Source organism: Streptomyces sp. NPDC048436 (assembly GCF_043200355.1).
In the GTDB taxonomy this organism is placed as follows: Bacteria; Actinomycetota; Actinomycetes; order Streptomycetales; family Streptomycetaceae; genus Streptomyces.
In genome coordinates this window covers 110,692-130,107 of the sequence record NZ_JBICXP010000011.1, presented here as the reverse complement: position 1 = coordinate 130,107, position 19,416 = coordinate 110,692, and the positions used below count along the sequence as shown (strand labels likewise).

The 19,416-nt window shown below is 69.0% G+C and carries 13 protein-coding genes; 12 read left to right on the top strand and 1 reads right to left on the bottom strand.

Annotated elements, in window-relative coordinates:
- Positions 1–9: 9 nt before the first annotated feature.
- Positions 10–2,238 carry an alpha-xylosidase gene (yicI, locus tag ACGFX9_RS30875; protein ID WP_393480024.1) on the bottom strand — a complete coding sequence of 743 codons (2,229 nt, stop codon included), beginning with the start codon at positions 2,236–2,238 and terminating at the stop codon, positions 10–12.
- Positions 2,239–2,633: 395 nt separating this feature from the next.
- On the opposite strand from yicI, the gene ACGFX9_RS30870 reads away from it, so the two are divergent.
- The 12 genes from ACGFX9_RS30870 to ACGFX9_RS30815 all read left to right on the top strand — a co-directional run bounded on the left by ACGFX9_RS30870 (position 2,634) and on the right by ACGFX9_RS30815 (position 19,416).
- Positions 2,634–3,836 carry an ABC transporter substrate-binding protein gene (locus tag ACGFX9_RS30870; protein ID WP_393480437.1) on the top strand — a complete coding sequence of 401 codons (1,203 nt, stop codon included), beginning with the start codon at positions 2,634–2,636 and terminating at the stop codon, positions 3,834–3,836.
- Positions 3,837–3,850: 14 nt separating this feature from the next.
- Complete coding sequence (locus tag ACGFX9_RS30865) at positions 3,851–4,807, top strand: carbohydrate ABC transporter permease (RefSeq protein ID WP_393480019.1); 957 nt, start codon at positions 3,851–3,853, stop codon at positions 4,805–4,807.
- Between the two features lie 5 nt (positions 4,808–4,812).
- On the top strand, positions 4,813–5,643 hold the full coding sequence (locus ACGFX9_RS30860) for a carbohydrate ABC transporter permease (RefSeq protein WP_393480016.1): 831 nt from the start codon (positions 4,813–4,815) through the stop codon (positions 5,641–5,643).
- A gap of 8 nt (positions 5,644–5,651) precedes the next feature.
- On the top strand, positions 5,652–7,049 hold the full coding sequence (locus ACGFX9_RS30855; RefSeq protein ID WP_393480011.1) for a GH1 family beta-glucosidase: 1,398 nt from the start codon (positions 5,652–5,654) through the stop codon (positions 7,047–7,049).
- A gap of 147 nt (positions 7,050–7,196) precedes the next feature.
- Complete coding sequence (locus ACGFX9_RS30850) at positions 7,197–8,849, top strand: methyltransferase domain-containing protein (RefSeq protein ID WP_393480006.1); 1,653 nt, start codon at positions 7,197–7,199, stop codon at positions 8,847–8,849.
- A gap of 351 nt (positions 8,850–9,200) precedes the next feature.
- The gene (locus tag ACGFX9_RS30845) at positions 9,201–10,388 is read left to right on the top strand and encodes a cytochrome P450 (protein WP_393480001.1); all 1,188 of its coding nucleotides are present in this window, start codon (positions 9,201–9,203) and stop codon (positions 10,386–10,388) included.
- 165 nt (positions 10,389–10,553) lie between these two features.
- Positions 10,554–11,780, top strand: a complete 1,227-nt coding sequence (locus tag ACGFX9_RS30840; RefSeq protein WP_393479995.1) for a cytochrome P450 — start codon at positions 10,554–10,556, stop codon at positions 11,778–11,780.
- Positions 11,781–12,323: 543 nt separating this feature from the next.
- The gene (locus ACGFX9_RS30835) at positions 12,324–13,802 is read left to right on the top strand and encodes a sugar transferase (RefSeq protein WP_393479991.1); all 1,479 of its coding nucleotides are present in this window, start codon (positions 12,324–12,326) and stop codon (positions 13,800–13,802) included.
- 89 nt (positions 13,803–13,891) lie between these two features.
- Positions 13,892–15,208, top strand: a complete 1,317-nt coding sequence (locus tag ACGFX9_RS30830) for a nucleotide sugar dehydrogenase (protein ID WP_393479987.1) — start codon at positions 13,892–13,894, stop codon at positions 15,206–15,208.
- Positions 15,198–16,463: a glycosyltransferase family 4 protein gene (locus ACGFX9_RS30825; protein ID WP_393479982.1), complete on the top strand. Its 1,266-nt coding sequence runs from the start codon at positions 15,198–15,200 to the stop codon at positions 16,461–16,463. The genes ACGFX9_RS30830 and ACGFX9_RS30825 overlap by 11 nt, the downstream gene beginning before the upstream one ends.
- Positions 16,460–17,857 carry a Wzz/FepE/Etk N-terminal domain-containing protein gene (locus tag ACGFX9_RS30820; RefSeq protein WP_393479978.1) on the top strand — a complete coding sequence of 466 codons (1,398 nt, stop codon included), beginning with the start codon at positions 16,460–16,462 and terminating at the stop codon, positions 17,855–17,857. The genes ACGFX9_RS30825 and ACGFX9_RS30820 overlap by 4 nt, the downstream gene beginning before the upstream one ends.
- Positions 17,854–19,416, top strand: coding sequence for a Wzz/FepE/Etk N-terminal domain-containing protein (locus ACGFX9_RS30815; RefSeq protein ID WP_393479972.1), 1,563 nt, complete (start codon positions 17,854–17,856; stop codon positions 19,414–19,416). Before ACGFX9_RS30820 ends, ACGFX9_RS30815 begins: the two co-directional genes overlap by 4 nt.

Genomic DNA, 19,416 nt, shown 5'->3' with positions numbered 1-19,416 from the left:
GCTCACAGCTCACAGCTCCGAGATCACGGGAGCCGCGCTATTGTCCGGTGCCGTCACGCTCACCGCGCCGGTGTCCGCGTCCCGCGCCACCCGGTACGCGGCGGCCGTTCCGCCCTCGTGGTCGGGGACCGTGACGGTCACGTCGTGCGCGTCGGGGGTGACGAGCAGCGTGAGGCCGTCGGTCCAGTCGCCGTCGGGGCGCAGTTCGTCGGCGCCGAGCGGGAGCACCGCACCGGGCCGGACGTACAGCGGCAGGCTGTCGAAGCCATGGGTCTCGCGGCGCCAGGCCGGGCCCTGCACCCGCTCTCCGGTGAGCAGATGGGTCCAGGTGCCCTCGGGGAGATAGAACTCGACGTCTCCGTCGGCGGAGAAGACGGGGGCCACGAGCAGGTCCGGGCCGAGCATGTACTGGCGGTCGAGGACGCGCGTCGTCGGGTCCTCGGGGAACTCCAGGAGCATGGGCCGCATCAGCGGCACGCCGTCGCGGTGGGCCTCGGTCGCGGCCCCGTACAGATATGGCATGAGGCGGTGCTTGAGCCGGGTGAACTTCCGTGTCACGTCGACCGCTTCGTCGCCGAACTCCCACGGCACCCGGTACGAGCTCGAACCGTGCAGGCGGCTGTGCGAGGAGAGCAGGCCGAAGGCGAGCCAGCGCTTGAAGACCGCCGGATCGGGCGTGCCCTCGAAGCCGCCGATGTCGTGCGACCAGAAACCGAAGCCCGAGAGCGACAGGGAAAGGCCGCCGCGCAAGGACTCCGTCATCGCGCCGAAGGACGACCAGCAGTCACCGCCCCAGTGCACCGGGAACTGCTGCCCGCCCGCCGTCGCCGAGCGCGCGAACAGGACCGCCTCGCCGATGCCCCGCTCCTTCTGCAGCAGTTCGAAGACGACCTGGTTGTAGAGGTGCGTGTAGTAGTTGTGCATCCGCTCCGGGTCGGAGCCGTCGTACCAGACCACGTCCGTGGGGACGCGCTCGCCGAAGTCCGTCTTGAAGCAGTCGACGCCCTGGTCGAGCAGTACCTTCAGCTTCGTCTGGAACCAGGCGCAGGCGTCGGGGTTCGTGAAGTCGACCAGGCCCATGCCGGCCTGCCACAGGTCCCACTGCCAGATGTCGCCGTCACGCTTCGTGACGAGATAGCCGAGGTCAGCGGCCTCGTCGAACAGGGCGGATTTCTGGGCGATGTACGGGTTGATCCAGACGGAGATGCGAAGGCCGCGCTCCTTGAGCCGGGCCAGCATGCCCGCCGGGTCCGGGAAGACGTCCGGGTCCCAGGTGAAGTCCGACCACTGGTACTCGCGCATCCAGAAGCAGTCGAAGTGGAAGACGCTCAGCGGCAGTTCACGCTCGGCCATGCCGTCGACGAACGACGTCACCGTCTCCTCGTCGTACTGCGTGGTGAACGACGTCGTCAGCCACAGGCCGAACGACCAGGCGGGCGGCAGCGCGGGGCGGCCGGTGAGCGCCGTGTAGCGGCGCAGTACGTCCTTGGGGGTCGGGCCCGCGATGACGTAGTACTCCAGGGTCTGGTCCTCGACGCTGAACTGCATCTGGCCGACCGATTCGGAGCCGATCTCGTAGCCGACCTTGCCGGGGTGGTTGACGAACACGCCGTACGCGCCCGCCGGAGAGAGGTGGAGGCTGAACGGGACGTTCTTGTAGGCCTGTTCGCTGCTGGTGCCGCCGTCGGCCTGCCACATGTCGACGACCTGGCCGTTCTTGACGAACGGTGTGAAGCGCTCGCCGAGACCGTAGACCTGCTCGCCGACGCCGAGGCTCAGCCGGCCTGCCATGTGGTGCGCGCCGTCGGCGGTGGTGAAGAAGGCCGTGCCCTTGCGGCCCGCTGATGTCACCTCGCGTCCGTCCGCGTCGTGGAAGGACAACGTCCATGGCGCGGAGGTGTCCAGGCGCACCGACAGGGCGCCGCTGGCCAGCTCGACAACGTTGCCGTCGCGGCGAACCTGCCCGGCCGGGGTGTCCGCGCCGGCCAGTGCGAAGTCGGGGCCCGGGTGGCGCTTGCCGGCCAGGTGGGTGACGCGGACGCCGATGACGCCCTCGGCCGGGGAGAAGCAATCGGTGGTCAGCAGCGCGGAGTTGAGGGTGTCGCCGCGGCGCTCGACGCGCTGGACCGCGGCGTACGCGGTGAAGCGGTCGGCGCCCGCGCGGACGTCGCGGACCTCGGTGGCGTACGAGGCCCTGACCCCGTCGCGCATCAGCCAGAAACCGTCGGTGAACTTCATGTTCTTCCCAGGTGAGCAGAGGGGGTCGACCTTGCGGGGCAAGCGGTCTGTCGGCGCCATTTGATCGCACGGAAAACAAAAGATCAAGGGGTGCGGACGCAGAATCGTCGAAGCGCTTCGACACGGCTACGACACGGCTAACAGCAGGTAATTGCGGCCTTGCTGGTGGTGAGTTTCGTATCTCAGGTCTAGCGCTTCGACGAGCCATGGCGTATTAGTCATGGCAGAAAACAAACGGCGCCGGCCGGAGCCGTACGGGCTACGCGAACACCCCGGCGGGACACGGGCGTTCCGCCGCGGCCGGCCACCCCTCTCAGGCAAGGGCAACCACCGTGACAGCAGTAACCTCACCGGAGGCGACGCGCGCCGGGCGCCGCCGAACCGGGCGACGGGCCATGGCCCCGCTCACCGTTGTCTCCGCACTCGTCGCCACCGCGGCACTCGCCGGCTGCGGCCAGCAGCGCGACGACGACGTATACACGGTCCTCAACTCCTCGACCGACGACTCGTACCACGGCTGGGACGCCGCCACGCTCTCGCGCTGCAGCAAGAAACTGGGCATCACCATCGAGCAGCAGAGTGTCCCGGCCGCGCAGGTCATGACGAAGTCGCTGCGCATGGCGTCGTCGAAGTCGCTCCCTGACGTCATCCAGTTCGACGCCTCCGAGATGCCGACCTTCGCCGAGGCGGGCGGACTCGTCGACCTGCGCAGTCTGGGCCTGTCCAGCAAGGACGTCCCCGAGGGCATCATCGAGTTCGGCTCGTTCAAGGGGACGTACTACGGGGCCGCGCGCACGGTGAACACCCTCGCCCTCTTCTACAACAAGGACATCCTGAAGAAGGCCGGTCTCCCCGTCCCCACCACGTGGGATCAGATGCGGGAGAGCGCGAAGAAGCTCACCCAGGGCAAGCAGTACGGCATGGCGCTGAGCGCGGGCGGCGCGGAGGACGGTGTCTTCCAGTTCACCCCGTTCATGTGGTCCAACGGCGGCGACGAGACGGACCTCGCCACCCCGAAGGTCGCCACCGCCCTCGACTACTGGAAGAGCCTCATCAAGGACGGCTCCCTGTCCAAGTCGACCGTCAACTGGACGCAGGCAGACGTCAACGATCAGTTCATGGCCGGCAACGCCGCGATGATGATCAACGGCCCCTGGCAGGTGGAGACCCTCAACACCAAGAAGAGCCTGCACTGGGGCATCGCGCAGATCCCGGTCCCGAAGCAGGGGGACAAGTCGGTGGGCCCGCTGGGCGGTGCCGTCCTCACCGTCCCCAAGACCGGTGACACGGCACGCGAGAAGACCGCCGCGAAGATCATCGGCTGTATGTCCTCCGAGAAGGAGCAGATCTCCTACGCGCGCAACAGCTGGATGGTCCCGGCCAACGAGAAGGCCGCGACGATCTGGCGCGAGGAAGTGCCCGAACTCGACGCGCTGGCCGATCAGGTGGCCACCGCCCGCTCCCGCACCGCGAAGGTCGGGGCCCGCTGGTCGTCCGTGTCGCTGGCCCTGCAGAGCGCCTTCCAGTCCGCGCTCACCGGGCAGTCCAGCGAGGCCGCGCTGAAAAAGGCGCAGGCCCGCGCCACGAGCGGGAACTGAGGGGACTCACGAACATGTCGACCACCACGGCCTCCGCCACCGCCGCCCGGCAACTGCCCGGGACCACCACGAAAAAGACGGACCCTCTGCGCGCCCGGCGCCGCCGCAGGCTCTCCCAGTGGGGCTTCATCGCGCCCGCCGTCGTCTTCATGCTGCTGTTCTTCGGCTACCCGCTCGTCCGCAACGTCGTGATGAGCTTCCAGGACTTCTCGCCGTCCACGTTCTTCGACGGCAAGTCCCCGTTCAACGGCACCGACAACTGGAGCAAGGTCTTCAAGGACGACCTGTTCGGCAAGGCGCTGTGGCACACCATCGTCTTCACGATCGGCTCCCTGATCGGCCAGTTCGGGATCGGCCTCGCGCTCGCCGTCTTCTTCACGAAGAGGTTCCCGCTCAACGGATTCCTGCGCTCGCTGATCCTGCTCCCCTGGCTCGTCCCGATGGTCGTCTCCGGCATCGTGTGGCGCCGCATACTCGACCAGGACACGGGCGTACTCAACTCGTTCGTCGACACGCTCGGCTTCGACGGCTCCACTCCGTGGCTGACCAGCCCGGGCATGGCCCTGTTCTCCGTGATCATGGTGAACATCTGGATCGGCATCCCGTTCAACATGGTGATCCTCTACGGCGGACTGCAGGAGATCCCCAAGGAGCTGTACGAGGCGGCGTCCCTGGACGGTGCTTCCGCCTGGCGCACCTTCCGGTCCATCACGCTGCCGCTGCTCAAGCCCGTCATCACCGTCGTGCTCGTACTCGGCTTCATGTCGACGGTGAAGATCCTCGACCTGATCCTCGCCCTGACCGACGGCGGCCCCGCCGACTCCACGCAGACACTCGGCACCCTGACGTACCAGAACTCCTTCGTACAGCTCGACTTCGGCGCGGGCGCCGTCGTCGGCAACGTCCTGATCCTGATATCCGCCGTCTTCGCGGTGTTCTACCTGCGGGCCAACCGCTCCGAGGGGAAGTGACCGGCATGGCGACCACATCTGTCGTGCACAAGTCGAAGCGCCGCTGGGGTGCCACCGCGGTCGGCGTGGTCTTCCTGTGCGTGATGCTGTTCCCGCTGTACTGGATGATCAACACGGCGCTGCAGCCCGAGTCGGGGCTCCTCGAAGTCGCGCCCGTGCCGGGCTCGTTGGACCTGTCCGGCTTCACATCGGCGATCAGCGAACAGGGCGGCCATCTGCTGACCTCGCTCGCCGTCGCGCTCGGCGCCGTCGCCATCTGTCTCGCGATCGCCGCGCCGGCGGCGTACGGACTCGCCCAGTTCCGGCTTCCCGGCACCCGCACCATCGTCTTCGGCACCCTGATCACGCAGATGGTGCCGGGCATCGTCATCGCCAACGCCCTCTACAGCGCGTACGTCGATCTCGGCCTGGTCAACTCCTACTTCGGCCTGATGCTCGCGGACGCCTCGCTGGGCATCCCCTTCGCCATCGTCCTGATGCGCTCGTTCATGGTGTCCATCCCGAAGGAGGTCATCGAGGCGGCCGAGGTCGACGGCGCGAGCAAGCTGCGCACCTTCGTCCAGATCGTGCTGCCGATGAGCCGCAACTCGCTGATCACGGCGGGGCTCTTCTCCTTCCTGTACGCGTGGAGCGACTTCATGTTCGCGCTCACGCTCAACACCACCGACGACGTCAAGCCCGTCACGCTCGGCATCTACCAGTACATCGGCGCCCACGTCGGTGACTGGGGATCCGTCATGGCCGCGTCCGTCCTCTCGGCGATCCCGGCCGCCGTACTGCTCGTCCTCGCCCAGAAGTACATCGCCGCCGGCATCACCGGCGGGTCCGTCAAGTAAGGCTGTCCATGAGCGACTTGAACCCTTTCCCCGAGTTCCCCCAGTTCCCCGAGGGCTTCGTCTTCGGGGCGGCGACCGCCTCGTACCAGATCGAGGGCGGCGTCACCGAGGGCGGCCGCGGCCCCTCCATCTGGGACACCTACAGCCATACCCCCGGCCGCACGGACGGCGGTGACACCGGTGACGTGGCCTGCGACCACTTCCACCGCTATCCCGAGGACGTGGCGCTCCTGCGTGACCTCGGTGTCGACTCCTACCGCTTCTCGATCGCCTGGCCGCGCATCCAGCCCACCGGCCAGGGGCCCGCGAACCAGAAGGGCCTGGACTTCTACTCCCGTCTGGTGGACGAGCTGTTGGAGGCGGGCATCGAACCGGCCGCCACGCTCTACCACTGGGACCTGCCGCAGGCCTTGGAAGACCGTGGCGGCTGGCGGGTACGCGAGACAGCCGAACGCTTCGGCGAGTACGCGGGGATCGTCGCCGAGCACCTCGCCGACCGGGTGCCGCGCTGGATCACCCTCAACGAGCCGTGGTGCAGCGCGTTCCTCGGCTACTCGGTGGGCCGCCACGCGCCCGGCGCGAAGGAAGGCACCGGCGCCCTCGCCGCGGCACATCACCTGCTGGTCGGCCACGGCCTGGCGATGAAGGCGCTGCGCGCCGCGGGGGTGCGGGAGGCGGGCATCACCCTCAACCTCGACCGGAACCTCCCCGCCACCGAATCGGCCGCCGACCGCGCCGCCGTCGTACGCGCGGACACCCAGCACAATCTGGTGTGGACCGAGCCGATCCTCGCGGGCCGCTACCCGGCATCGGACGAGGACACCTGGGGCGAACTGATCACGCGCCAGGACTTCCGGCGCGAGGGCGACCTCGAACTGATCGCGCAGCCGCTGGACTTCCTCGGCGTCAACTACTACCGGCCGATCGTCGTCGCCGACGCCCCGTACCGCGAGCCCGACCCGGCGCTGCGCGTCGCCACCGACAACCGGTACGCGGAGACCGGCTACCCGGATGTGCGGCGCACGGCGATGGGCTGGCCGGTCGTCCCCGAGTCCTTCACGGACCTGCTGACCGCGCTGAAGGCCGCGTACGGGGAGGCGCTGCCGCCGGTCCACATCACCGAGAACGGCTCCGCCGAGGACGACGTGGTGGCCGAGGACGGTGCCGTCCATGACGCCGACCGGGTCGCCTACCTGCACGGCCACCTCACGGCACTGCGCGCGGCCATGGACGCGGGCGTCGACGTACGCGGCTATTACGTCTGGTCGCTCCTGGACAACTTCGAGTGGGCGCTGGGCTACGCGAAGCGGTTCGGCATCGTCCGCGTCGACTACGACACGCAGCGGCGCACGCCCAAGGACAGCTACCACTGGTACCGGAAGCTGATCGCCGCGCATCGGCGGTAGTCACGCCCCGAGCCGCGGGAAACGGCCAACCCCTTCCCCGTATACGAACGTTGGAGGCATGAGACCGCCCGTTCTTGGATAGCGATCCGCTCAGACCGCACGACTCCAAGGGCAAGATTCCTCATAGCTGAAGGGTTTCCCATCATCGTGCAACCGGCCCAAGAGTTCGGCGACAACCCTGTCGAAGTACGCGAAACCGGGCACTATACGGAGGAGTACGTCCCCAGCTTTGTCGAGAAATGGGACTCCCTCATAGATTGGGACAAGAGAGCGGAGAGCGAAGGCAACTTCTTCATCGACCTGCTGCGGAAGTGGGGGGTGAGGAGCGTGCTCGATGTCGCGACGGGCACGGGATTCCACTCCGTACGGCTGCTGGCCGCCGGATTCGAGACCGTCAGCGCGGACGGCAGCGCGGAGATGCTGGCGAGGGCCTTCGAGAACGGCACAAAGCAGGGCGGGAACATCCTGCGCGTCGTACAGGCGGACTGGCGATGGCTCAACAGAGACGTCCACGGGGAGTACGACGCCATCGTCTGCCTCGGCAACTCCTTCACGCATCTCTTCTCGGAGCGTGACCGGCGCAAGGCGCTCGCGGAGTTCTACGCGATGCTCAAGCACGACGGAATTCTCATACTGGACCAGCGCAATTACGACGCGATCCTGGACGACGGGTACACCAGTAAGCACAGGTACTACTACTGCGGTGAGGACGTCATCGTAGAGCCGGAGTATGTCGACGAGGGCCTGTGCCGAATGCGGTACAGCTTCCCGGACAGCTCCATCTACCACCTCAACATGTTCCCGCTGCGAAAGGACTACACCCGGCGGCTGATGTCCGACGTGGGTTTCCAGCGCATCGAGACCTATGGCGACTTCCAGCACACCTACCGGGGTGAGCAGCCGGACTTCTTCGTGCACGTGGCGGAGAAGGAGTACCGGATGGAGGGCGAGGGGCAGTACAAAGGCGCGGTCAGCACCGCCCGCAGCTACTACAACTCACCTGACGCCGACACCTTCTATGCCGCGGTGTGGGGCGGCGAGGACATTCATATCGGCCTCTACGAAAGCCCCGTGGAGCCCATCGCGGGCGCCAGTCGGCGGACCGTCGAGCGGATGGCTTCGAAGCTGGAGCTGAGCCGGGATTCCGTGGTGCTCGATCTCGGTTCCGGGTTCGGCGGCTCGGCGCGGTATCTGGCCGAGACGTACGGCTGCCGGGTCCTCGCCCTCAACCTCAGCGAGGTGGAGAACCAGCGCCACAAGGAGCTGAACTCGGCCCGCGGGCTCACCGACAGGATCGAGGTCGTGGACGGGTCCTTCGAGGACATCCCGTACCTGGACGGCCAGGTCGACGTCATCTGGTCCCAGGACGCCTTCTTGCACAGCGGGAACCGGGTCCGGGTCCTCGAAGAGATCGCGCGGGTGCTGCGGCCCGGCGGCCACCTCATCTTCACCGACCCGATGGCGGCGGCGGACGGCGGCTCCACCGATGTGCTGCAGCCGATTCTCGACCGGATCCATCTGGACGACATGGGCTCGCCCGGCTTCTACACACGCGAGCTGAACCGGCTCGGATTCACCGCCGTCGACGGTGGCTTCGAAGAGCACCGCGAGCAGTTGGTGAACCATTACACGCGGGTCCTTGAGGAGACCGAGCGCCAGGAGACCGAAGGTCTCGCCAGAAGGATCAGCCACGACTATCTCGTCCAGATGAAGAAGGGGCTCGGCCACTGGATCGACGGTGGCCGCGAGAATCACCTCACTTGGGGCATCTTCCACTTCAGGCTCGGCGCCGATGGCTGAGCGAGACGGCGGGACAGCGGGCGCCCCCGCGTAGTCACTCCGTGGTCGGGTGCTCTACATAGCCGGGCCGAAGGCGAGTCATCCCGTGCGGGAGGGCGGGCGGACGGCAGGGGCGATGTGCCGTTCATCGCGTTTCCGCGAGCTGTGCAGCTCAAGGGGCGTGGGCCGGTGCCGGGGCGTGGCCCGCGTCGTGAGCATTCGGCGGCCGGGACGCCGCGGGGGCGGTAAGGGGAGTGACAGACGGCCTTCGCCGGAGCACGCTTGCCGTCCTGCATCGGGGTAGCGGATACGTCGGTGGGACGCGGTCCTGTCGCGTCCCACCTCCCCCCCTGCACCCTGGAGGGGGAGGGCATGGAGCCGTCGGCCGGCGCGATGGAGGATCAGCCGGTCCCCGAGCGCCGCGGTGCGGCCTGGTGGCGCCGTGACCCGCTGGCGTATCTGAGTGCGGAGTTCGACGGAACCCGGGACGTGTGGCGCTCCGCGTCCGGGCGCCTGTGCGTGGCGGGACCGGAAGCCGCACGCGAGGTGATGGGTAACCGGCGGGGCATGTTCGTGGAGACCTCGGACTTCTTCCACACCCGTTCCGGTGTCTTCGGCCCGCGAGCCGCGCAGGTCGACATCGGCCGTGGCGCCCGCGCGCTGATGCGCCGTCGGCTCGACGCCGGTCGGGCCGGACTGCCCCGGCTGGTCAGGGACCGTCTTGTGCCGGTCAGCGACTGGCCGGACGCGGGCAACCTGCTGGTCCGCGAGCACCTGGCGGATGTGCTGCTGCGGCCGGACGCGGCGGCGCCGCTGCGGCAGGCGGTCGACGGTGTGGTGGACCGTGCGGTGCTCGCGGGCGCGCGCGGACGCCATTCGGCGGTGTCGCGGCTCCTGTTCCGCCGCAGGGTCATGCGCGTCCTTGCCGCGGAGATCCGGACGCGCCGGGCGGCCCGCGCGGACGATCCACGCGACCTGCTGGATGTGGTCGTCACCGGGGGCGGCCCGTCGGCGCGGCCGGACGATCTCGCGGAGGTCTATCTGTCGTTCCTGTTCGCCACGGTGGGATCGCTCGGCTTCGCGCTGGGCTGGGCGGTCTATCTCGTCGGCACGCATCCCGGCACCGAAAGGGCTCAACCGGAGTGGATCGTCCGGGAGGCGATGCGGCTGTGGCCGGTGGCCTGGCTGTTCACCCGTAAGCCGAGTGATGCGCACGACCTGGGCAACGTCACGGTCGGCCCGCACGACGACGTGGACGTGTGCTCCTACTTGGTGCACCGCCACCCGCTGCACTGGGACCGTCCCGACGAGTTCGTGCCGTGCCGGTGGGCGGCGCCCCCGCCGGATCCGGCGTTCATGCCCTTCGGATACGGGCCGCACAGTTGCGCCGGCGCGACAGTGACGATGGCTCTCCTCGAGGACCTGGTCCGCGTCATCACCCACGACTGGCGCCTGTCGGTCACAGCCGCGGGGAGTGGTCCCCAACTGGGCCCCGCGCTGGCTCCGCCGCGGTTCACCGCGCGGCTGAGCGACCACATCGACGCGCCTGGGGGGAGGTGAACAGCATGAGGAAGCTCTACCGCTCTGCCAAGTCGGCCCTCAACATCCGGTCCGGCTACGGCGGGGTCTCGCACTTCTGGTACCTCTACCACCACATCTGATCCATCCGGGTGCGGGGAGTCGCCTGTGACGGGCGGCTTCCCGCGCGGCGCGAGAGGCGAAACCATGACCACTCCGCACCATCCCACTGACTTCCTGCACGACCTGCGCACCCGCAGCGCGGCCGAGGGCGGCGTCTTCTGGATCAACGACGACCTCCTCGCCGTCTTCGATCCGGACGCGGCACGCAGGGTCAGCGGTGCGAATTGGCAGGGCCTCCTCATGAGCGACCGCTTCGTCGACATGCTCCGGCGGCGCCGCAGCACGCAAATTCCATGGGCCCGCGTACGCACCGAGTGGCGCACCCAGCTCCACACGCTCGCCACCGCCGAGCACCACGCCAACCTGATCACCCGGATGGAACGGGCCATCGACGCGCGTCTCGGCGACGACATCGATCTGGTCCTGCTCGCACAGGACGCCGCCGTGCGGGCCCTGCTGCCCGTCGCCCTCGCGGGTCTCACCGGACGCGAGAGCGCGTGGATCGTCCAGGACCTCGACCAGAAGCTGATGCGGCTGATCGACCGACCGCCCGGGACCGGCCCGCGGCATCAACTCCACTTCGCCGCCGTGCAGTTCCGGGCGGGACTCGTCGTACGGCGCGTGCTGCGCGAACGTGCCGCCGGGCGCCGCGTACGGGAGTGCGACCTCGCCGATCCGTTCGTAGACCTGCTGCCGGAGCTCGGCATGGACCGCGCGCTCGACGTGGTCACCGCGGTGCTCACGGCGATCGCGGGACCGCCCGGCGCGGCGGCCGCGAGCGTGCTGTACGAACTCGCCCGCCAGCCACGGTGGGCGCGACGGCTGACCGTCGAACTGGGGGACGCCGATCCGGACGACTTCCACGCCTCCCCGGTGAAGGCGGCGCCGCTCACGCACCGGTTCGTCAAGGAAGTACTGCGCATGTGGAGTCCGCCGCTGCTGCTCATGCGGGAGGCCCGGACCTCGTTCGACGTCGGCTCCACCACGCTGGAGGAGGGGCGCGGCTATGTGCTGAGCCCGCACATGATCCATCGCGATCCCCGGTTCTGGCGCGACGCTGACGTCTTCGACCCGGACCGCTTCCTGCCCGGAGCCCCGCACGGCCCCGTCGGCCGGGGCTGCTACGTCCCCTTCGGCTGGGCTCCCAAGAAGTGCGTCGGTGCCGATATCGGCACGGTCCAACTGATGGCGCTGTGCTACCTGATGTGCACGCGCTACCGCCTGGTCGTGCCCGCCGCCGAGCAGGTCACCATGGCGTACCGCTTCGCGCCCGTACCGCAGAGCTTCAAGGGCGAACTCACCCTGCGCTGAGGGTCACGATCCGGTTCCGGTACGCCACGGCGTTACCGGCGCCCGCAGCCCCCAGATCCACCGTCATCGCAGGTCATCAGGCGTACCCTCGTCGCCGAGGCACCCGCGGGCGGTCGCCGATATGTGGCCCCGGCATCAAAGGTTCAGCACAAGTTGCACACATCCCCTCTCCATACCGGTCTCGATGGTCTAGATTGACCGTGCTTCAGCTGTTTGGACATGAGGCGACAAATAATGATCTATAGGTTCGTCGCTACGGACGTGATCATTCTTGGAGTCCGAGAGGGGGCCTTGGGTGCGGGGAGCACCCGAGGTTTTGAGGAATTCCCGCGCATTTCGAGAGTCTGACAAGGACATGCGACATGCGAGTCCGCTGTCGCCAGGGCGGGATTTTCTCAAGTAGCGCCAAATAGCGGGGATGTGCGCGGGGGGCGGGGACCCTCCGCGGGTGAGGAACAGCGCGGCGCGGGGGGCGGGGGTCCCCCGAGGGGAAAAACAGTGCGAGGCGAACACGCCGGACCACTGGCGACCTTGGGGGGTTTTGTGCAGCAGGGGGGATTAGTCAGCCCGTTTCCGTCAGCGCCCGGGCGTCTGGCGAACGGGCCAACCAGCCAGCCCGCGACCGACTGGGAACAGCGGTACCGACGTACCGTGATCACCAGCGATACCGTGGCCACCGCCTTTGTGGTGGCGTCGATCGGTGTCTTCTTCGGCGCCCGGGACGCAGCCAACTGGCACGAGAAATGGGGAATTCTCGCATTCGGCACCGAAATCCTTGTGGTGGGTGCCCTTGCGGTGAACCGGTCATGGGCTCCGGCCGTACTCGGCCAGGGTGCCGAGGAATTCCGCCGGCTCGGACGTTCACTGTTCGCGGCGGTCGTCGTACTGGCGCTCGGCGGAATCGCTCTCACCTCGCGCAACATCAAACTCTGGATATTCGTCGCAGTCCCCGCGATCGCGCTCGTCACCATGACCGCGCGGTACTTGCTCCGCCTCTGGCTGCACAAACAGCGCAGGGAAGGACGGTGCCTGCGACCGGTGCTCGCTGCCGGAAGCCTGGCCACTGTGCACGACCTGATCACCCGAGCCCGCAAGTCCCCGCACCTCGGCTGGCGAGTGGACGCCGTATGCACGACGGACGGTCTCGGGCTCGACGGTGACCAACTGGACGGCGTGCCGGTCGTCGGTCAACTGGCGGACGTCGCGGGCCACGTCCGCCGCGACGGCTACCGTGTCGTCGCGGTCACACCCGACCCGCACTGGTCACCGGACCGGCTGCAACGGCTGGCCTGGAACCTCGAAGGCAGCGACGCCGAGATGGTCGTGGCCCCCGTCCTCATGGAGGTGGCGGGCCCGCGGCTGCACGTCGACGCGGTGCTCGGGATCCCGCTGCTGCGGGTCAGCATGCCGACCTTCACCGGGGGCCGTCGGGCGGTCAAAGGGGTCGTCGACCGGATGGGCGCGGCGGCCTTGCTGCTTCTGTTCGCGCCGCTGATGGTGCTCGTCGCGCTGCTCGTCCTCGTGGACAGCCGGGGCGGGGCGGTATACCGCCAGCGCAGGGTCGGCAAGGACGGCCGTGAGTTCACCATCTTCAAGTTCCGCACCATGGTCGCCGGGGCCGACAGGGCACGTGCCGAGCTGACCGAGCTCAACGAAGGCGCGGGCCTGCTGTTCAAGCTGCGCCGGGACCCGCGGGTCACCCGGGTGGGAGCGGTCCTTCGGCGGTACTCGCTCGACGAACTCCCCCAGCTTTTCAACGTACTTACCGGCTCGATGTCGCTCGTCGGCCCGCGGCCCCCGCTGCCGGAGGAATCCGCCGCGTACGGCCCGGACATCCGGCGGCGGCTGCTGGTCAAGCCCGGCCTCACCGGCCTGTGGCAGATCAGCGGGCGCAGCGACCTGCCGTGGGACGAGGCGGTCCGCCTCGACCTGCGGTACGTGGAGGACTGGTCGCTCGCCCTGGACACGGTGATCTTGTGGAAGACGCTGCGTGCGGTGCTGCACGGGCAGGGGGCCTACTGACGCGCGGGGGTCGTCGACGGTCGGCGCACGGAGCACGGAGCAGCACGGAAGGCAGGCCGACAGGGCTTGCCTGGGGGGAGGAACGGGTTATGAGGATAAGCGTCTTAGGGCTCGGCTACGTGGGCTGTGTATCGGCCGCGTGTCTGGCCGGCTCGGGTCACGAGGTCATCGGGGTGGACGTGAACCAGGCGAAGGTCGACCTGGTCAACGACGGCAAGACCCCGGTGGTCGAGGAGCGGATCGGCGAGCTCATCGCCGAGGTCGTGCGGAGCGGAGCCTTGCGCGCCACCGACGACGTCCACGAGGCGATCATGGGCAGCGACGTGTCGCTCGTCTGCGTGGGCACGCCGTCGGAGCCCAACGGCAGTCTGTCCACCACGTACTTGGAGCGGGTCGCCGAGCAGATCGGCGCCGCGCTCGCCGAGCGGGGTGGGCGGCACACCGTCGTGTTCCGCAGCACCATGCTGCCGGGCACCTGTCTGAACCTGCTGGTACCGATCCTGGAGAAGCACGTCGGCGGCATAGCCGGGGTGGACTTCGGGGTCGCGGTCAACCCGGAGTTCCTGCGCGAGGGCACGAGCGTGCGGGACTTCTTCGACCCGCCGAAGACCGTCATCGGCGAACTCGACCCGGCGAGCGGCGACGTGGTGGCATCGCTGTACGGCGGCTTGCCCGGCGAGGTGTTCCGGGTGCCGATCCCGACGGCCGAGGCGATCAAGTACGCGGACAACGCCTTCCACGGTCTCAAGATCGGCTTCGCCAACGAACTGGGCGCGGTGTGCCAGGCGCTCGGGGTGGACTCGCACCAGGTGATGGACGTGTTCCTGGCCGACCGCAAGCTGAACATCAGCTCCGCCTATCTGCGGCCCGGCTTCGCCTTCGGTGGCTCCTGCCTGCCCAAGGACTTGCGCAGCCTGGTGTACGCGGCGCAGCGGGCCGACGTCTCCGTGCCCATCCTCGCCCACGTACTGCCCTCCAACTCCGACCATCTGCAGCGCGCGGTGCGGCTGGTCGAACGCACCGGCAAGCGCCGGGTGGGTCTGTTCGGGCTTTCCTTCAAACCCGGCACCGACGACCTCCGCGAGAGCCCGCTCGTCGAGCTGGCGGAGAGACTCCTCGGCAAGGGATACGACCTGAAGATCTACGACGCCAATGTGAGCCTCTCCCGGCTGCTCGGCGCGAACCGCGAGTACATCGAGACCCGGCTGCCGCACATCGCGCAGCTGCTCGTGGACTCCGTCGACGAGGTGCTCGAACACGCTGAGGTGTGTCTGGTCGGGGCCAAGGATCCGGCCGTGCTCGCGGCGCTGCCCCATGGCGAAGGACCCGTGATCGTCGACCTCATCCGCCTTCCCGACGCCGAGACGCGCCGGTCCGAAACGGGGTACGTGGGCCTTGCTTGGTAATACGACCAGCGACGACCGGCAGGACCGGCGCGCGCTGATCCTTGTGGAGAACCTGTCAGTGCCGTTCGACCGGCGGGTATGGCAGGAGTGCACGACACTGCGCGACGCGGGCTGGGAAGTGCACGTCATCTGTCCCCGAGGGGAGAAGCGGGACACGGAAGCGGAGGCGGAGATCGACGGGGTGCGGATTCACCGCTACCCGTTGCGCGCGGCCACCGGCGGTCCCGCCGGCTACCTGCGGGAGTACGGATCGGCGCTGTGGCACACGGTCCGCCTCGCCCGGAAGGTCGGTCCGGTCGACGTGGTGCACGCCTGCAACCCGCCGGACCTGCTGTTCCTGCCGGCGAAGTGGCTCAAGCGGCGCGGCGCGCGGTTCGTCTTCGACCAGCACGACCTGGTACCCGAGCTGTACCTCTCGCGGTTCGACCGCGGTGAGGACGTGCTCTACCGCGCCGTGTGCGCGCTGGAACGGATGACCTACCGGGCAGCGGACGTGGTGCTCGCCACGAACGAGAGCTACCGGGACGTAGCGGTGCGCCGTGGCGGCCGGCGGCCCGCGGACGTCTTCGTGGTGCGCAGCGCGCCCGACATCGAGCGGTTCCACCCGGTGCCGCCCGAACCGGAGTTGAAGCGCGGCAAGCCTCATCTGCTGTGCTACCTCGGCGTCATGGGGCCGCAGGACGGCGTCGACTACGCCCTGCGGGCCCTCGCGAAACTGCGCGACGAGCTCGGGCGTACCGACTGGCACGCGGTGTTCGTCGGCGCGGGCGACACCTTCGACGCGATGGTGGAACTGTCCCGGAAGCTCGGGCTCTCGGAGCAGGTGGAGTTCACCGGGCGCATCCCGGACGCCGACCTGGTGCGCTATCTGTCCACCGCTGACGTGTGCCTCTCCCCCGACCCGCACAATCCGCTCAACGACGTTTCGACCATGAACAAGGTCCTGGAGTACATGGTGATGGGACGGCCGATCGTCTCGTTCGACCTCCGGGAGGCGAGAGTCTCCGCCGGTGACGCCGCCCTCTACGCGCCCGCCAACGACGAGGCCGCATTCGCCGGACTCATCGCGGTGCTGATGGACGACCCCGAGCAGCGAGCCCGTATGGGCAAGGTCGGTCAGGAGCGGATCAGCGGTGAGCTTTCCTGGAAGAACTCGCAGGCGTCGCTGCTCGCCGCCTATGCCGCTGCCTGCCATGACCGGACTCCGGTGTCGGCGGGCGGCGCGGGCCGGACGGGCCGGAGGCGACGCCGATGAGCGACGACACGATACGTCTGGTCACGGTCGGGCGGATTTTCCGGCGGCGATGGCGACTTCTCGCCATTGTCGCCGTGCTGGGCGCACTCGTCGGCTACGGCACCTCTTTGCTCTTCCCGCCCAGTTACACGACGTCGGCATCGGTGCTGATGCCGGGGCAGTGGGAGGAACGCGAGCTGCTGACGCAGGGGGAGATCGCGAGCAGTTCGGAGGTGGTCGACCGCGCGGCGACCCAGCTCCACTGGTCCGGCGTCAGCGGCACCGAGCTGCGGGATCAGGTGAGCGCCACGGCCACCGACGGGAACATCATCAAGATTTCCGGTACGGCCGACTCCCCGGGGCGGGCCCAGCGGCTCTCCGACGAGGTGGCCAAGCAGTTCGTCGCCTTCGCCGTGCGCATCGCGGGTGACGACACCGCCCCCGAGACGTCGACGGGTCCCGAGGATCTGCGCAAGAAGGTGATGCAGACCAACCGCCGCATCACCGAACTGGCCAATGCGGCCGATCCGGGGCAGAACGTGGAGAGCGTGGCGGCCCGCACCGAGCTGGAGAAGCTGCGCACCGCGCTGCAAGGGGCCATGAAGAAGCTGGACGAGACGGACCTGGCGACCAACAAGGCCAACATGGTCGTCATGGGTCCCGCGGCCCGGCCGACCGGCGAGGCACCGCCGACGAGGACGCAGTTCATCGTCGCCGGGGCGCTGCTGTTCTTCCTGCTCGCGGTCGTCGGCCATCTCACCGCGGCGCGGATGAACCGTCGGCTGCGCACCGAGCCGGAGATCGCCGCTGCGCTTGGCTCGACGCTGCTCGGCACCGTCGACGTACCCGATGAACGGGGAGCGCACCGGACACAGGGCGGTGGCCGACAGACCTGGCTCCGCCGGTTCCTCGGCGTCGATACGCGGTGGGACACACCGGCCCCGCAGGCGTCCGGCGACGAGGCGAGCAGGCAGACCCGCTACCGGCGGGTGTGCGTTCGCCTGCGCAACCAGCTGCCTGCCGCCCGGCGGCTCCTGGTGGTCGTACCGGACGGCGACGAGGTCGCCCGCCGGGCCGCCGGGCAGCTCGTCGCCGAGGCCGAGAACGATCCTTCCGCGTCCTCTTCGAGCAAGGGATACCCCATGCTGCGAATGACGGAGGTTTCGGTGGACAGGCCGATGGTGCCCGACCGCGACACCGAGTCAGGTGCCCTGGTCGTGCTCAGCGCGGGCAGTTGGACCGCGGGGGAGCTCGCCGGCATCGCCGAGGCGTGTACGGACGCGGGGCACGAGGTCGCCGGCATCGTCATCGCCGGAACGGTCCGGGCCCGTCCGACGCGGACCGCCGGCCTTGGTCCGCGTCACGCCACGCCGGCGATGGCGGTCGGCGACGACGCGAGGAGGGGTTCAGCGTGACGACGAGCAAGACTTCGGAGCCGTCGGCCGCGGCTCCGCTCCTCGATCTGCAGTCGCTGGTGGCGGCGGTGCGCAGGCGCCGCCGTCTGTGGTGCTCCCTTGCGCTGATCGGATTCCTTCTCGGCGCGGCGGTGGCGGTCCTGCTGCCGCCCCCGCCGACCGCGGTGACCAAGGTCCTCGTCACACACCAGGAGGACCAGGCGAACGACACCGGAACGCTGATACGCACCGACGTCGAGCTGCTCGGCACGACACGCATCGCCGACAAGGCCCTGCGGTCCCTCAAGTCCTCGGAGAAACCGGAGGACTTCATGCAGGACTACCGGGGTACCGGCTTGACCAACAACCTGCTGCAGATCGATGTGACGGGTGACAGCGACGCGCAAGCGGTCGCCAGGGCCAAGGCGCTGGCCGACGCGTTCGTCGCGGACCATGTGCGGCGGATGCGGGAGACCGCGAAAGCCCAGTCCAAGGCCCTGCTCGACCAGCGTGACCGCATGCGGGGCGAGCTCGCCGATGTCAACAAGTCGATCGGCGACCAGTCGCCGGAAACCGACCCGAAAGCGTCGGCGACCATCGAGTCGCTCTACGCCCGCCGGGCCGAGCTCAACTCGCGGATCGCCGACTTCGACCAGCGCGCCGCGGAGGCGCGCACCGGCACACCCAAGATCATCGCCGGCACGCAGATCGTGGACGCCCCCCGCGCGGTGCGGCAGTCCCTGCCCAAGGCCGCTGTCACCAACGCCGTGATCGGGCTCCTCCTCGGGCTCGTCCTCGGGCTCGCGGTGGCCTCGGTCGGCGCGGTGGTGGCGGGCCGCCCCGTGCTGCGCCGGGAGATCGCGGCGAACTTGGGCGCCTCGGTCATCGCGGAGCTGCGCCGCACGACCCGCCGGCCGGCCAGGCTGTGGCGGGGCGGACGGAACCGGGTGGCACGCGAACGGCTCACCGCGACCCTTGCCCGCATCGTGCGCGGCTCCGCGGAACCGGTGTCGCTGCTCGAACTGGGCTGTGCGCGCACCACGAGCGTGATCGCCCTGGACGTCGCAAGGGCGCTGGCGGCGGACGGGCCGGTGGTCATCGTCGACGGTCTGCCGGGACCGCAGCTCGCCGACGGCCGCCGGGACCCAGGGGACCCGGCCGTGGTCAGCGGCGAGCGTGCCGCGGCCGTGGCGCATCAGGTGCGCCGGCTCGGCGTCGGCTCGGTCGCGCCCGGCACGGCGTGGACCGACCTCCAGTACCTCGGCGGCCAGACCGTGCTCGTCGTGCGCGCCGGGCACGGCAGCGCCGCATGGCTGCACACCGTGGCGCGGCAACTCGCCGACCAGCGCATTCCCGTGCTCGGTGTGGTGCTGATTGACCCCGATCCGCGCGACCGGACCGACGGCACGCTGTGGGACGGGCTGCACATCGCGCTGCGGGGGCACAGCGAGCGGCCGGCCCGGCAGAACGATGGGGGTACCTCCCACGCCGTTGAGGCCGTGGGGGAGGGCCAGCTCCAGACGGAGCGGCAGCCGAGCTGGGCCGCACGAGTCCCGGACAGCGACCAGGAGGCAAGGTAA

Coding starts and splice junctions, on each gene's coding strand:
- yicI (WP_393480024.1), bottom strand. CDS start 2,238: ATGAAGTTCACCGACGGTTTCTGGCTGATGCGCGACGGGGTCAGGGCC.
- ACGFX9_RS30870 (WP_393480437.1), top strand. CDS start 2,634: ATGGCCCCGCTCACCGTTGTCTCCGCACTCGTCGCCACCGCGGCACTC.
- ACGFX9_RS30865 (WP_393480019.1), top strand. CDS start 3,851: ATGTCGACCACCACGGCCTCCGCCACCGCCGCCCGGCAACTGCCCGGG.
- ACGFX9_RS30860 (WP_393480016.1), top strand. CDS start 4,813: ATGGCGACCACATCTGTCGTGCACAAGTCGAAGCGCCGCTGGGGTGCC.
- ACGFX9_RS30855 (WP_393480011.1), top strand. CDS start 5,652: ATGAGCGACTTGAACCCTTTCCCCGAGTTCCCCCAGTTCCCCGAGGGC.
- ACGFX9_RS30845 (WP_393480001.1), top strand. CDS start 9,201: ATGGAGCCGTCGGCCGGCGCGATGGAGGATCAGCCGGTCCCCGAGCGC.
- ACGFX9_RS30840 (WP_393479995.1), top strand. CDS start 10,554: ATGACCACTCCGCACCATCCCACTGACTTCCTGCACGACCTGCGCACC.
- ACGFX9_RS30830 (WP_393479987.1), top strand. CDS start 13,892: ATGAGGATAAGCGTCTTAGGGCTCGGCTACGTGGGCTGTGTATCGGCC.
- ACGFX9_RS30820 (WP_393479978.1), top strand. CDS start 16,460: ATGAGCGACGACACGATACGTCTGGTCACGGTCGGGCGGATTTTCCGG.